A 13,636-nucleotide genomic window follows, 5' to 3' on the forward strand; every position below is an offset into this window, starting at 1 on the left:
TTTTTTAATAATATTTTGGAAGTTCTTGTAGCAATTTTTCAATTTCGCATTCTGTTTCTTCACATATAGACAGTGTGCGTAGTCTGAAGAATAAGCTGCGCAAGAAAGATTTAATATTTCCGTATAGGTACTCGTACGATTTAATATGTAATGTTTGTTTTTGGACGGGTAATTGAGCTACTAAATCATGAAGGGCTAATATGAGTACTTCTTCTTTTAGACCACTTTGGAGCATTGCGACAATCGGATAAACGATACGTTCATCTTCCTCATATTTGTAGTAAATAGAATGGACGCAAACTTTGTTTAATAAAGTTTGCAATATTTCTTCGTAATATAAAGCTTCCAGTTTAGGACTACGAACAAGCGCCTCAAATGTATCGGAAGCATGAGCAATACTATGTGCCCAGCCATGGTCTGGAACATATCCGCGGAAATCATGCTCATTGTTCATATATAGAATTAATTGATCTTTTACATTTGAAATATCAGTTTGTGATAAGAAATTATGATTTGTATCTGCATCTATAATGAGTGCAATTAATAAGGTCGTAAATGCACGAGTAAATACAGCATCTCCATCATCTGAATGAATCTTATACAATAAATATTTTTCACCGATGCTTTCTAATAATAGTTTTTGTAATTGTGTGTGTGAAAGGTAGTCCTTCTTGATGAAATGATAAAAAGTAGAGCAAATAAGTTTGTCCCTTAAATAGCTATCAGTATCGCCAATATGCTCAAGCATATTGGAACTTAAGGAATCGATGTTAAGTGTGTTATCCAGTATGTAATTATTATTACGAATTTCTTCTAACTGTTATTGGAACATATAAGCCTCCTATTTTAGAAAATTCTGTATTTTAATAGTATAATAAGAGGAAGAAATAGACAATAAATAAGTGCTTTTGAATGGAGGGGGGCATTATGAAGAGAGCATTATTCTTTTTCATTAGTATTTTCTTTTTAGGAAGCTGTTCCATTTCGTATGTTACTTTTTCTAGCGAGAGCAAAAGTTGGACTGGACAATATAAAGGGCATATTAAGGATGACAGTGAAGATGGGATGTTTACGTTTCAATATAAGGGCGGGGATGGAAAGACAGAATTTAAAAACTTAGAGATTGCTATTAATGGAGCCTTTAGTACAATGACACAAACGTCAGAAGTTCATAGAGGAGCAAAGATTGAAATGAAGTCTTCTTGTGTAAGTTGCGCGCCTATCTCTAAAGATGAACCTATAGAGATTGTGATTAAATGGGATGATAAGTATGAGGAGAAGATGGTGCTAAATTTGAAATAGCCTAGAGTAAGGGGTTAAAAATGAATAGGCATATGAAAATTGTTATGTTTTTAAGTGTATTTCTAGTCGTATTATCAGCGTGTGATACAAAACAAGTAGAGCAAGTAACGGTAAAAGAAGGGTATCTTATATTAAGAAATGACACGGTGTTTTTTGCCGATGATAAAACGTTTAAAACAAAAGTAGAGTTGCAACATTATATAGAACAACAAATGAATAAAGATCATCCAGCACATATAGTCTTGAGCTTTAAGGACAAAGACGCATATAAACAGTTAAAAACAGGGGATAAAATAAAAGTATGGTTTTCTCAAATACTTGAAAGTTATCCAGCAAAAATGATTGTAGAGAAATTTGAAATAGTAGAGAAATAAAAAAGGCAGCAATCAAGCTACCTTTTTTATTATTTTACAAATTGTAACTCTTTCGGGAACTTCGTTAAAATTTCTGATCCGTCTTTTGTGATGTAAATATCATCTTCAATACGAACGCCACCTACGTTTGGTACGTAAATACCTGGCTCGATTGTGAAGACCATACCTTCTTTTAATGGAGACTCGTTGCCAGCTTTTACATCTGGATATTCGTGTACGCTAATTCCAAGTCCGTGACCAAGGCGGTGGGGGAAGAAGTCACCGTAACCTGCATCTGCGATAACAGAACGTGCAGCGTTGTCGATTGCGCCAAGTGTAACACCCGGTTTACATGCTTCAACTGCTTGTAGTTGTCCAGCAAGTACAGTGTTGTAAATGCGAGTTTGCTCTTCAGAAATCTCACCGAATGCTACTGTACGTGTAATATCAGAGCAATAACCATCAATGATTACGCCTAAATCAAATAGTACGAAATCGCCGCGTTTCATTTTGTTTGCGCCAGGAATACCGTGTGGAAGAGCAGAGTTCGCACCTGCTAATACCATCGTATCAAATGACATTTTATGTATGCCTTTTGTTTTTAATTCGTGTTCAATAATTGCTAATACTTCTAGCTCGCTGCGGTTTTCTTTAATTGCATTTACACCAACTTCAACAGCATAGTCCGCCATTTTAGCTGCTTCGCGTAAAATAGAAAGTTCTTTTTCATCTTTAATTAAACGAAGTTCGCGAACTTTCTCCTCAGCTGATTTGAAAGCTGCATTTGGGAATAATTTCTTTAATTCTTCGTAGCGCTCTACGTTTAAATGTTCTTTTTCAATTGCAACTGCATTTGCATTGATGCCGCGGTCTTTAATTGCTTTTGCAATCATATCCCATGGTCTGTCAGTATCAGTAAATCCGATAATTTCATGTGCCCAGCCAGCGTTACGCGCTTGACCTTCTTCCATTTTAGGGCAAATTAAAATAGGTTCTTTTTCTTGGAATACAAACATACCAAGTAATCTTTCGTGTGGTTCACAGTGGAAGTTTGTCATGTAGAAGACGTTCGGTGTAGAAGTTAAGAACGCAGCTTCTACGTTTTTTTCTTTTAGCCATTGCATTAAATTTTCTAATCTAGCATTCATCGATTGGCACCCCCGAGATATTTAATTACAAATATAACTTTAACTCGGAAGAAAGTGTTATGACAAGTAAATAGATGTTAGAAAAGACAGGGAATTGAAAAATCATGTAGAATAAAAAGTGAGAATGTGAATAGGGGAGGAATATAATAATGAAAGTATCTTATCATGGACATTCAGTTGTGAAAATTGAGGCGAATGAAAAAGTTATTTTAATTGACCCGTTTTTAACAGGTAATCCGAAAACAGATTTAAAAGCTGAAGATGTAAAAGTGGATGCAATCCTTTTATCGCATGGACACGGTGATCATGTTGGAGATACAGTAGAGCTTGCGAAGAAAAATAATGCAGTTGTTGTAGCGCCATTTGAACTAGCAACATTTTTAAGTTGGCAAGGTGTAAATACACACCCGATGCATATTGGTGGTTCACATGAATTTGACTTCGGAAAAGTGAAGTTTACACAAGCATTCCACGGCTCTAGTTATATTGATGAAGAAAATAAGACGATTACATATACAGGTATGCCAGCAGGTATTTTATTTACAGCAGAAGAGAGAACTGTATACCACGCAGGAGATACTGCACTATTCTCTGATATGAAGTTAATTGGGGAATTAAATAAAGTTGATCTAGCATTTTTACCAATTGGTGATAATTTCACAATGGGACCAGAAGATGCTGTACTAGCGGCAAAATGGATTAATGCGAAAACTGTTGTACCGATGCATTACAATACGTTCCCAGTTATTGAACAAGATCCATATCAATTTGTAGAAAAGCTACAAAATTGTACAGGGAAAGTATTAGAAGCTGGAGAAAGTATTACACTATAGAAAAGAAACCCTTCATTTGAAAAGAAAAGTGAAGGGTTTTTACGTGTGTAGGACAGCTTTTAATACTTGTATTTGTTTTGGTGATTCTTTTCTTTTGGTACGTGGCTGCTCAGGTGTTTCATTCAATTCCATTGTAACTTTTTTCCCATCTACGAAAGCTAAAAATACAGCACCTACAACCTCTAAAAGTTTTTTCATCATGTGTTCGCTCCTTTGTTTTATTTCTTGTCTTAATTGTATAGGTAATCAAGTGTGCGAACTATCGAATGAGATGACAATAGCATTACATTGTTGTAATAGAATGACTGGTGGAATGTAAGAGTCATTTTGTTATAAAAAAAATAGTACAGGTATGCAAAGAGAGAGTGTAACAGTTTTGAAAATATAGTATACTGAAAGTACAACACATGAAGAATTTAGGGAAAAGAAAGTATGGTGAAACCATTTGGCTACCAAGCATAACCAAATTTTAGAACATATTAATAGCCTGCCAGTAGGCCATAAAATTTCTGTAAGACAAATTGCGAAAGATTTGAGTGTAAGTGAAGGGACCGCTTACCGTGCAATTAAAGATGCAGAAAATAAAGGGTATGTTAGTACAATTGAACGTGTCGGAACAATTCGAATTGAACAAAAGAAGAAAGAGAATATCGAAAAACTGACATATGCAGAAGTCGTTAACATTGTCGACGGTCAAGTACTTGGAGGCAGAGAAGGACTACATAAAACGTTAAATAAATTCGTAATCGGGGCAATGAAATTAGAAGCGATGATGCGCTATACAGAAGCTGGGAACTTACTTATTGTCGGTAACCGTACGAACGCACATCAATTAGCGTTAGAAACTGGAGCCGCTGTATTAATTACGGGCGGATTTGATACGGAAGATCATGTGAAGAAATTAGCAGATGAATTAAAACTGCCGATTATTTCAAGTAGTTACGATACCTTTACAGTTGCAACGTTAATTAACCGTGCGATTTACGATCAGCTTATTAAGAAAGAAATTGTACTCGTTGAAGATATTTTAACGCCAATTGAAGAAACGTTATATTTAAAGCCAAATGATACAGTGCAGCAATGGCATGCCTATAATGAAGAGACGATGCACGGAAGGTATCCGATTGTTGATGAAAGTAACAAAGTGCTAGGAATCGTGACTTCAAAAGATATGATCGGTGTAGCGAAAGAAACACCAATTGATAAAGTGATGACAAAACACCCAATTACAGTGAACGGTAAAATGTCTGTCGCAGCTGCGGCACGTATGATGGTGTGGGAAGGTATTGAGTTACTTCCTGTTGTTGATGAAGGAAATAAACTACAAGGTATTATTAGCCGTCAAGATGTACTTCAGGCACTGCAAATGATTCAACGTCAGCCACAAGTTGGAGAAACCATTGATGATATTGTAACGAATCAATTTATGACGCCGAAAGAAGCGAAGAATGAGCATCTATATCAATTTTCGGTGACGCCGCAAATGACGAACTCAATCGGAACGTTATCGTACGGTGTATTTGCAACAATTGTGACAGAAGCGACAAATCGCGTCATTCGTGCGCAAAAGAAAAGCGATTTAATTGTTGAAAACTTAACGATTTATTTCGTAAAGCCGGTTCAAATTGATAATGTTGTATCTGTTCATCCGAAAGTATTAGAAATTGGGCGTAAATTTGGTAAGGTCGATGTAGAGGTGCATCATGAAGGTAATGTTGTTGGAAAGGCATTACTTATGGTGCAGTTAATCGATAAATAAAAAGATGGAACAAATCGTTTTGATTTGTTCCATCTTTTTTTGTTGTTTTAAATTTGAAAGGCATGATTTTAGATGGGAGTTTTAGTGAAATATGTATGGAGTGGAGTGGAAAAGTAACGTAAGGAAAGACAGAATAGTAATTCAATTTGGTTGTATATTGTGTTATGATTATATTGTAAGAAAATGGATTTCTGAAAGGTGGTATGCATTATGTCGTCAGCCGTACTCTTTTTTGGTAGTATCGCACTATTTTACTTTTTTGTAATGATACCGATCCAATATTTATATTTACAAGGTTTACATGAAAAAAAGGAAAAGACAGGATTATCTCAGCGAGAGCTATATGAAAAAATGTCTTTTGGAGAAGAACAACTACATTTTCATGTACAAGGTAACCCATTTAATATACCATCTGCGTTTGTTGCATATATGATTTTGAAAGTTAAGGGACGTAAAAAAGCATCACAATATTGATGCTTTTTTATGTTGCTTCATAGACTTCGGCTTCTTTAACTGCTAATGGCAAGAAATGTTTGTATTGGCGAAACCCGTTAAATACACTTGCACTACCAAATAGAACGAATAAAACACCAACGATAATACGAGCGGTTGAAAGTTCTAAAAAGAATTGGTTTATCCCGAAAAATAAAACGAATGAACCGAGTGCCATTGCGGATTTTCCTGAGAGCCAACCTTTCTCCATTGGGCGGTTTGTACGAAAGTATTTTGTTTTGTAAAAGAGGTACAACATAAATGAGACGATAATACAGAAGACTAATACTGGCATAGTGAACACTCCCATCGCTTTGTGAAAAATAATAGAAAAGAAAAAGAAATATCTAAACTTTCTAACTTTTATTATAAAGCAATTGTTCGCATGTATGAAATACTTTCCGTTATAATGGAGGATAAAGTGAAGAAGTTGATTAAAAAGGAGATTATACATATGCATGAGCAAATTTTAGGAGCAATTAAAGAGTTTGATACAATTATTATTCATCGCCACGTGCGTCCGGACCCAGATGCGTTAGGTTCACAGGGTGGTCTTGGTACAATTCTACAAGAATCGTTTCCAGAGAAAAATATTTATACGGTTGGGTACAATGAACCGTCACTAGCATACTTACGAGTAATGGATGATATTGAAGATAGTGTATACGAAAATGCGCTTGTTATTGTTTGTGATACTGCGAATCAAGAACGGGTTGACGATCAACGCTATACAAAAGGGAAGATGTTAATTAAAATTGATCATCATCCAAATGAAGATCCATATGGAGATATTACGTGGGTAGACACGACAGCGAGTTCTACAAGTGAAATGATTTATGAGTTTTATAACTATGGAAAAGATAAAGGATTAAAAATAACAAAAGAAGCAGCTCGCCTTATTTTAGCAGGAATTGTTGGAGATACAGGTCGTTTCTTATTCCCAAATACGACAGCAAAAACACTTCGTTACGTAAGTGAGCTTGTTGATATGGGTGTGAAATTCACAGATTTATACAATGAAATGTATAAGACAAAAGAAAAAATTGCTCGTTTAAACGGTTATATTTTACAAAACTTTACGATGGTAGAAGAAGGAGCAGCTTACATTAAATTAACGAAAGAAGTATTAGAAGAGTTTGATGTACTTCCTTCTGAAGCATCTGGTGTTGTTGGAGCGCTTGGCAATATTGATGGATTAAAGGCGTGGGTTCTATTTTTAGAGGAAGATGACGTAATTCGTGTTCGTCTTCGTTCAAAAGGACCAGTTATAAACAAATTGGCAATGCAATATAACGGCGGAGGGCATCCGATGGCTTCTGGTGCCAAGGCATCTTCTTGGGAAGAAGCGGATCGTCTTTTTGCTGATTTACGTGAGATTTGTAAATAAAAGACTATATGTTAGAACGAAAAGAAGGAGCGGCGCTAAAGCCCTCCTTCTTTATTTTTCTTTCTCTATAGTAATGCTAATTTCAAGCACTGTATCAAAAGATATTGTATCGACTTTAAAACGGTATAGCCGATCGTAATGTTTGTATGTTTTATTTTCGATTACCTTTTTTAGTAGGTCTTTATTTTTTGCGATACTTTGAATGTTTTTCGTTAAAAGATGCTGGAGATCATTATGAATAGATGTAGTCATATTTTCGAGTGTAAGATTGTCTAAATCGTATTTTTCTCGATTGATAAGTTTTATTTTAATCTCTTGAATGGTTAAGAGCCGTTTATTTTCAGTGTTCAATTTTTCTTGATCTTCGAGAAGGACGTGGAGCTTTGCTTCTTGTTTTTCTATAATTTCTCTTTGTTCTGCTATTTTACTAGCTTGTTCTTGTTGAAAAACACCGTATATGTACAAAAAAATAAACCAGCTCAACACGCCTCCAACAGCAGCACCAGCTAATACTAAGTACCATCTTTTTGCTGTATTGGCACTTGGTACTCTCATACATGTTCCTGCGTTAGCCATTTAATAATAATGAGACCTGTTTGCATACCACCAGTTGCGAAAAAAATAAGGAGAATTTGTTTTACGATATCTTTCATATCTCCGCCAAAGAAACTTCTTTCAAAGCTATAAAAGGTATCGAATGTTCCGCCGATTGCTGCAACGAGTGCCCAAATTCTTAAATTTTGGGCGAATTGATTAATGTAAGTTAGAGCTGGTTTTCCGATAAGAAACGCACCAAATCCACCAATTAATGAACCGCCAAGTATAACCCCAAAGGCAATAAAATAACTAATAATAAGCAGAGAGAAAAAAGTATGTTCTCTTACATCCATCGTCATTCCCCTTTCTTCTTCATATATATGGACAAAGTATAAGAAGTATGTTTTGATTTCCGCTTTCCTCATCACCTATAATAAAAGTAGTCAAATAGGTAAAGAGAGGGTACAACAGTGAAGTTTGTGCATTTACAATGTCAAACCGTTTTTAGTTTATTAAAAAGTGCTTGTAAAATTGATGAGCTTGTAGTCAGGGCGAAAGAACTTGGTTTTTCATCGCTAGCTATTACGGATGAAAATGTTATGTATGGTGTTATTCCGTTTTATAAAGCATGTAAGAAACATGGTATACAGCCTGTTATTGGATTAACCGCTTCTATTTTTAGTGAAGAAGAAGAAAGGTCTTATCCGCTTGTATTACTTGCTGAGAATGAAATAGGCTACCAAAATTTATTAAAGATTTCTAGCAGTATTATGACAAAGTCCAAAGAAGGTATTCCTAAGAAGTGGCTTGCGCATTATGCGAAAGGATTAATTGCTATTTCGCCAGGTAAAGATGGCGAAATTGAGCAATTATTACTAGAAGACAATGAGAGTCAGGCTGAAGAAGTAGCTCGCACGTATCAAAATATGTTCGGCCATTTTTATATGAGTTTACAGCATCATGCAATTCAAGATGAGTTGCTTTTACAAGAGAAACTACCTGAATTTATTAGCAGGGTTAATATTCCAGTCGTTGCAACAAACGATGTGCGCTATATCAATCAAAGTGACGCGCTTGTTCATGAATGTTTACTATCTGTTGAAAGTGGAACGAAAATGACTGATCCAGATAGGCCGAGGCTGAAAACAGATCAGTATTATTTAAAGTCATCGGATGAAATGGAAGCACTATTTTCCCATGCGCCGGAAGCAATCCGAAATACAATAAAAATTGCAGAGCGTTGCCAAGTAGAAATACCGTTCCATGTAAATCAACTTCCGAAGTTTCCTGTTCCGTCTAATGAAACGAGTGATATATACTTGCGTCGTGTTTGTGAAGAAGGTTTGCGGAAACGATATGGTGAACCGAAAGAAGTGCATATAAAGCGTTTGGATCATGAATTAAATGTTATTTCTCGTATGGGATTTAGTGATTATTTCCTCATCGTATGGGATTTTATGAAGTATGCACATGAAAATCATATTCTAACAGGACCAGGTCGTGGATCGGCAGCTGGTTCACTCGTTTCATACGTATTAGAAATTACAGATATTGATCCAATTGAATACGATCTATTATTTGAAAGGTTTTTAAATCCTGAACGTGTGACGCTTCCTGATATTGATATTGATTTTCCAGACGTAAGACGTGATGAGATGATTCGCTATGTGAAAGATAAATACGGTCAGCTCCGTGTTGCGCAAATTGTAACGTTTGGTACGCTTGCAGCAAAAGCGGCAATTAGAGACATTGCCCGCGTAATGGGGCTTCCGCCGCGAGATATTGATATATTTTCAAAACTTATCCCATCAAAGCTTGGTATAACGTTAAAAGATGCATATGAAGAATCACAATCACTTCGTGAGTTTATACAAGGGAATCTTTTGCATGAGCGTGTGTTTGAAATCGCAAAACGTGTAGAAGGTTTACCACGTCATACGTCTATTCATGCGGCTGGTGTTATTATGAGTCAAGAACCGCTAACAGGCAGTGTAGCAATTCAAGAAGGACATAACGATGTTTATGTTACGCAATATCCAGCCGATGCGCTAGAAGAACTTGGGTTGCTTAAGATGGACTTTTTAGGATTACGTAATTTAACGTTACTTGAAAATATTATAAAATTTATCGCGAACAAAACTGGGAAAGAAATCGATATAAGAAACTTACCTCTTCAAGATGAAAAGACGTTCCAATTATTAGGGAGAGGAGATACAACAGGTGTATTCCAGCTTGAGTCAGGCGGTATGCGAAATGTACTTCGCGGGTTAAAACCGAATGAGTTTGAAGATATCGTAGCTGTTAACTCGTTATACAGACCAGGACCGATGGAACAGATACCGACTTTTATTGAATCGAAACATGGAAAAAGAAAAATCGAATATTTACATCCGGATTTAAAGCCAATTTTAGAAAGAACATACGGCGTCATTGTATACCAAGAACAAATTATGCAAATTGCATCGAAGTTAGCAGGGTTTTCGCTTGGAGAAGCAGATTTACTGCGCCGTGCAGTGAGTAAAAAAAATCGTGATATTTTAGATCAGGAACGTAAGCATTTCGTCCAGGGATGTTTGCGAAATGGATATGATGAGACGTCTGCTGAAAAAATTTATGATTTAATTGTAAGATTTGCGAATTACGGTTTTAACCGAAGTCACGCTGTAGCTTACAGTATGATCGGATATCAGCTTGCCTATTTGAAAGCGAACTATACGCTGGAATTTATGACGGCATTATTATCAAGCGCAATTGGAAATGAAGATAAAATTGTACAGTATATACGAGAAACGAAGCGGAAAGGTTTTCACGTTTTGCCGCCGTCTCTTCAGAGAAGTGGTTATAACTTCCAAATAGAAGGGAATGCGATACGTTACAGTTTACTTTCGATCCGAAATATTGGAATGGCTACAGTGACGGCATTATTAGAAGAACGAGAGAAAAAAATGTTCGAAGATTTATTTGAATTTTGTCTCCGTATGCCGTCAAAGTTCGTAACGGAGCGTAATTTAGAAGCTTTCGTCTGGTCGGGATGTTTTGATGATTTTGGTGTTTCGAGAACGAATTTATGGAAAAGTATTAAAGGGGCGTTAGAGTACGCGAATCTCGCACGTGATTTAGGAGATGCTGTTCCAAAATCAAAATATGTACAAGGAGAAGAGCTATCTTTTATTGAACAACTAAATAAAGAGAAGGAAGTACTTGGCTTTTATTTATCAAGTTATCCGACAGCGCAATATGTGAAGTTAGCAAAAGAATTAGAAATTCCATCTCTCGCTCAGGCGATGCGACACAAGAAAAAAGTACAAAGAGCTATTGTGTATATAACAAGTGTTAGAGTGATTCGTACGAAAAAGTTTCAAAAGATGGCATTTATTACATTCTGTGATCAAAATGATGAAATGGAAGCGGTCCTCTTCCCAGAAACGTATATACATTTCTCGGATAAGTTGCAAGAAGGAGCAATTGTTTTAGTTGACGGTACGATTGAGCTAAGAAATCATAAGCTGCAATGGATTGTAAATGGACTATATCCGCTAGAGGAAATGGATGTTTATGAAGAAAAGAAAGACGCATCTGTTTACGTGAAATTGCCATCTCAGTATGAGAAAAAGCTTTTAAATCGGGTTACGAAAATATTGTTCGACTATTCAGGTTTTGCGAAAGTACTAATTTATTATGAAAAGGAACATAAAATGGTACAATTATCTCGGAGTTTATCGATTCATCCAAGTGAAGAATGTTTAGGAGCACTTCGTGAAATTGTCGGGGAAGAAAATGTAGTTGTGAAAATATAATGGACAATTTCCCTACACTTCGATTATTATAGTAGTAGTGTTCGTGGTCAGACCACTTGGAGAAATTGATATCAGCAAGAATAATTTGAGGAGAGTGGATAGTTTGTCAACACTTCGTGAAGAAGCACTTCACATGCATAAAGTGCATCAAGGAAAATTAGAAACTGTATCAAAAGTAAAAGTAGAAAATGCAAAAGATTTAAGTCTTGCATATTCTCCAGGGGTTGCAGAACCTTGTAAAGAAATTTATGACGATAAAAGTAAGGTATATGAATATACGATGAAGGGAAATATGGTAGCAGTTGTGACAGATGGAACAGCTGTACTTGGTCTTGGTAACATTGGACCTGAAGCATCTCTTCCAGTAATGGAAGGTAAAGCTGTATTATTCAAGAGCTTTGCTGGTGTAGATGCATTCCCAATTGCCTTAAATACAAACGATGTAGATAAAATTGTTGAAACTGTAAAATTAATGGAGCCAACTTTTGGCGGCGTTAACTTAGAAGATATCGCAGCACCAAACTGCTTCATTATTGAAGAGCGTTTGAAAAAAGAAACAAATATTCCTATCTTCCATGATGATCAACACGGAACAGCTATTGTAACAGTAGCAGGTCTTGTAAATGCACTGAAATTAGTTGGAAAGAAAATGTCTGACATTAAAGTTGTCGCAAATGGCGCAGGTGCAGCAGGTATTGCAATTATTAAACTTTTATATCGCTATGGTGTACGCGACATTATTATGTGTGACCGTAAAGGGGCAATCTATGATGGTCGTCCTACAGGTATGAATCCGGTGAAGGATGAAGTTGCAAAATATACAAATAAGAATCGTATAGAAGGTTCTTTAGCTGATGTTGTACAAGGTGCAGACGTATTCATTGGTGTATCTGCAGAAGGTGCATTAACAGAAGAGATGGTTCGTACAATGAATGACGATGCGATTATTTTTGCAATGGCGAATCCAGTTCCAGAAATTATGCCAGAATTGGCAAAAGCAGCGGGCGCAGCTGTTGTTGGAACAGGTCGTTCTGACTTCCCGAACCAAGTAAATAATGTACTGGCGTTCCCTGGTATTTTCCGCGGTGCACTTGACGTACATGCGACACAAATTAACGAAGAAATGAAGATGGCAGCTGTACAGGCTATTGCTGAGCTTGTAGCAGAAGATGAGTTAAATGCAGACTATATCATTCCGGCACCATTTGACGCGCGTGTAGCGCCTCAAGTAGCGGCTTACGTTGCAAAAGCAGCAATGGAGACAGGAGTAGCTCGCCGTCAAGTAGATCCAAATGAGATCGCTGAAAAAACAAAACAATTAGCGCTGATTGGTAAAGAATAAGCGAGGAAATTCCATTGACATCATCAAATACAAAAGTATATCTCGAAATTGTAAAAAAAATCCGTTCCATTATGGAAGAGGATGGATTGGTGGCGGGGGATCGTTTGCCGTCTGAGCGTGAGTTAAGTTCACGCTTAAACGTAGGACGTTCCTCTGTAAGAGAAGCATTGCGTGCTTTAGAACTGGTAGGATTGATTGAAACGAGACGTGGTGAAGGGACGTTTATTCGAAACTTTTATGATAACGGTCTTGTACAATTAATTGCTCCGTTCTTATTGCAAGATGAGAAAACAATTCGTGATTTATTACAAACGAAACGATTACTCGAGAAAGATATGATTCGAATTGTATGTAATTTACCGAAAGAAACGTTTTCTAAAGTGCTAAGTAAATTACACCAAGTACTTGAAGGAAATGAAAACTCAATCCCAACGCTTCATCAAACGTTCTTTAAAACACTTATTGAACAAGTCGATAATTATTTACTATATCGCATTTGGATGATCGTAAATGATTACGTATCAACGCTTTCTTGTAAAGTTTCAAGAGATTCTATCGATATGTATAGAAAGCTTTACGCTACTTTGGAAGAAAAACAAGAAAATGATGCACTAAAAATTTACGATGAATTAGTAGAGAATATACAGTTTCACTCGTAATGTATAAAATTTGTCGAAATGACCATG

At 36.3% G+C, this 13,636-nt stretch carries 15 protein-coding genes; 9 read left to right on the forward strand and 6 right to left on the reverse strand.

Annotated elements, in window-relative coordinates; genetic code table 11:
- Positions 1 to 4 precede the first annotated feature (4 nt).
- A complete protein-coding gene (locus QO049_RS06660; RefSeq protein ID WP_246963094.1) occupies positions 5 to 808 on the reverse strand; it encodes a DUF2785 domain-containing protein in 804 nt (267 codons plus the stop codon).
- Positions 809 to 927: 119 nt separating this feature from the next.
- Here QO049_RS06660 and QO049_RS06665 point away from each other — a divergent pair, with 119 nt between their 5' ends.
- Both QO049_RS06665 and QO049_RS06670 read left to right on the forward strand, forming a co-directional pair.
- Positions 928 to 1,302, forward strand: a complete 375-nt coding sequence (locus QO049_RS06665) for a hypothetical protein (RefSeq protein ID WP_144501621.1) — start codon at positions 928 to 930, stop codon at positions 1,300 to 1,302.
- Positions 1,303 to 1,322: 20 nt separating this feature from the next.
- On the forward strand, positions 1,323 to 1,676 hold the full coding sequence (locus QO049_RS06670) for a DUF3221 domain-containing protein (protein WP_088070077.1): 354 nt from the start codon (positions 1,323 to 1,325) through the stop codon (positions 1,674 to 1,676).
- 29 nt (positions 1,677 to 1,705) lie between these two features.
- Here the strand turns inward: QO049_RS06670 and pepQ are convergent, their stop codons facing one another.
- Positions 1,706 to 2,803: a Xaa-Pro dipeptidase gene (gene pepQ, locus QO049_RS06675; RefSeq protein WP_000994024.1), complete on the reverse strand. Its 1,098-nt coding sequence runs from the start codon at positions 2,801 to 2,803 to the stop codon at positions 1,706 to 1,708.
- A gap of 149 nt (positions 2,804 to 2,952) precedes the next feature.
- On the opposite strand from pepQ, the gene QO049_RS06680 reads away from it, so the two are divergent.
- Positions 2,953 to 3,636, forward strand: coding sequence for a metal-dependent hydrolase (locus QO049_RS06680; RefSeq protein WP_000868920.1), 684 nt, complete (start codon positions 2,953 to 2,955; stop codon positions 3,634 to 3,636).
- Between the two features lie 39 nt (positions 3,637 to 3,675).
- Here the strand turns inward: QO049_RS06680 and QO049_RS06685 are convergent, their stop codons facing one another.
- Positions 3,676 to 3,837, reverse strand: coding sequence for a hypothetical protein (locus QO049_RS06685; RefSeq protein ID WP_000976306.1), 162 nt, complete (start codon positions 3,835 to 3,837; stop codon positions 3,676 to 3,678).
- A 244-nt stretch (positions 3,838 to 4,081) separates the two neighbouring features.
- Here QO049_RS06685 and QO049_RS06690 point away from each other — a divergent pair, with 244 nt between their 5' ends.
- Positions 4,082 to 5,395 carry a CBS domain-containing protein gene (locus QO049_RS06690; RefSeq protein WP_000201590.1) on the forward strand — a complete coding sequence of 438 codons (1,314 nt, stop codon included), beginning with the start codon at positions 4,082 to 4,084 and terminating at the stop codon, positions 5,393 to 5,395.
- Positions 5,396 to 5,605: 210 nt separating this feature from the next.
- On the forward strand, positions 5,606 to 5,869 hold the full coding sequence (locus tag QO049_RS06695; protein ID WP_246961379.1) for a DUF3949 domain-containing protein: 264 nt from the start codon (positions 5,606 to 5,608) through the stop codon (positions 5,867 to 5,869).
- A 7-nt stretch (positions 5,870 to 5,876) separates the two neighbouring features.
- Here the strand turns inward: QO049_RS06695 and QO049_RS06700 are convergent, their stop codons facing one another.
- Positions 5,877 to 6,182, reverse strand: a complete 306-nt coding sequence (locus QO049_RS06700; RefSeq protein ID WP_001144776.1) for a YtpI family protein — start codon at positions 6,180 to 6,182, stop codon at positions 5,877 to 5,879.
- A gap of 159 nt (positions 6,183 to 6,341) precedes the next feature.
- Between QO049_RS06700 and QO049_RS06705 the strand changes: the two genes are divergently transcribed.
- Positions 6,342 to 7,274 (forward strand): DHH family phosphoesterase, encoded by a 933-nt coding sequence (locus QO049_RS06705; protein ID WP_000545136.1) that lies wholly within the window; start codon positions 6,342 to 6,344, stop codon positions 7,272 to 7,274.
- 51 nt (positions 7,275 to 7,325) lie between these two features.
- Here the strand turns inward: QO049_RS06705 and ytrI are convergent, their stop codons facing one another.
- A complete protein-coding gene (gene ytrI, locus QO049_RS06710; RefSeq protein ID WP_001265740.1) occupies positions 7,326 to 7,829 on the reverse strand; it encodes a sporulation membrane protein YtrI in 504 nt (167 codons plus the stop codon).
- Positions 7,826 to 8,239, reverse strand: coding sequence for a YtrH family sporulation protein (locus tag QO049_RS06715; protein ID WP_002005839.1), 414 nt, complete (start codon positions 8,237 to 8,239; stop codon positions 7,826 to 7,828). Before QO049_RS06715 ends, ytrI begins: the two co-directional genes overlap by 4 nt.
- A gap of 42 nt (positions 8,240 to 8,281) precedes the next feature.
- Here QO049_RS06715 and dnaE point away from each other — a divergent pair, with 42 nt between their 5' ends.
- The 3 genes from dnaE to QO049_RS06730 all read left to right on the forward strand — a co-directional run bounded on the left by dnaE (position 8,282) and on the right by QO049_RS06730 (position 13,609).
- The gene (gene dnaE, locus QO049_RS06720) at positions 8,282 to 11,608 is read left to right on the forward strand and encodes a DNA polymerase III subunit alpha (RefSeq protein ID WP_084063944.1); all 3,327 of its coding nucleotides are present in this window, start codon (positions 8,282 to 8,284) and stop codon (positions 11,606 to 11,608) included.
- A gap of 133 nt (positions 11,609 to 11,741) precedes the next feature.
- Positions 11,742 to 12,950: an NADP-dependent malic enzyme gene (gene ystJ / locus QO049_RS06725; RefSeq protein WP_161508111.1), complete on the forward strand. Its 1,209-nt coding sequence runs from the start codon at positions 11,742 to 11,744 to the stop codon at positions 12,948 to 12,950.
- Positions 12,951 to 12,964: 14 nt separating this feature from the next.
- The gene (locus tag QO049_RS06730) at positions 12,965 to 13,609 is read left to right on the forward strand and encodes a FadR/GntR family transcriptional regulator (RefSeq protein WP_000204440.1); all 645 of its coding nucleotides are present in this window, start codon (positions 12,965 to 12,967) and stop codon (positions 13,607 to 13,609) included.
- The last annotated feature ends 27 nt before the right edge of the window (positions 13,610 to 13,636 follow it).

Origin of the sequence: Bacillus sp. RB3 (genome assembly GCF_030164735.1) — a bacterium.
Taxonomy (GTDB): Bacteria; Bacillota; Bacilli; order Bacillales; family Bacillaceae_G; genus Bacillus_A; species Bacillus_A cereus.

Bases quoted from the DNA above. Each gene is read 5' to 3' on its own strand.
- QO049_RS06665 (WP_144501621.1), top strand. From the start codon at position 928: ATGAAGAGAGCATTATTCTTTTTCATTAGTATTTTCTTTTTAGGAAGC.
- QO049_RS06670 (WP_088070077.1), top strand. From the start codon at position 1,323: ATGAATAGGCATATGAAAATTGTTATGTTTTTAAGTGTATTTCTAGTC.
- pepQ (WP_000994024.1), bottom strand. From the start codon at position 2,803: ATGAATGCTAGATTAGAAAATTTAATGCAATGGCTAAAAGAAAAAAAC.
- QO049_RS06680 (WP_000868920.1), top strand. From the start codon at position 2,953: ATGAAAGTATCTTATCATGGACATTCAGTTGTGAAAATTGAGGCGAAT.
- QO049_RS06685 (WP_000976306.1), bottom strand. From the start codon at position 3,837: ATGATGAAAAAACTTTTAGAGGTTGTAGGTGCTGTATTTTTAGCTTTC.
- QO049_RS06695 (WP_246961379.1), top strand. From the start codon at position 5,606: ATGTCGTCAGCCGTACTCTTTTTTGGTAGTATCGCACTATTTTACTTT.
- QO049_RS06700 (WP_001144776.1), bottom strand. From the start codon at position 6,182: ATGCCAGTATTAGTCTTCTGTATTATCGTCTCATTTATGTTGTACCTC.
- QO049_RS06705 (WP_000545136.1), top strand. From the start codon at position 6,342: ATGCATGAGCAAATTTTAGGAGCAATTAAAGAGTTTGATACAATTATT.
- ytrI (WP_001265740.1), bottom strand. From the start codon at position 7,829: ATGAGAGTACCAAGTGCCAATACAGCAAAAAGATGGTACTTAGTATTA.
- ystJ (WP_161508111.1), top strand. From the start codon at position 11,742: ATGCATAAAGTGCATCAAGGAAAATTAGAAACTGTATCAAAAGTAAAA.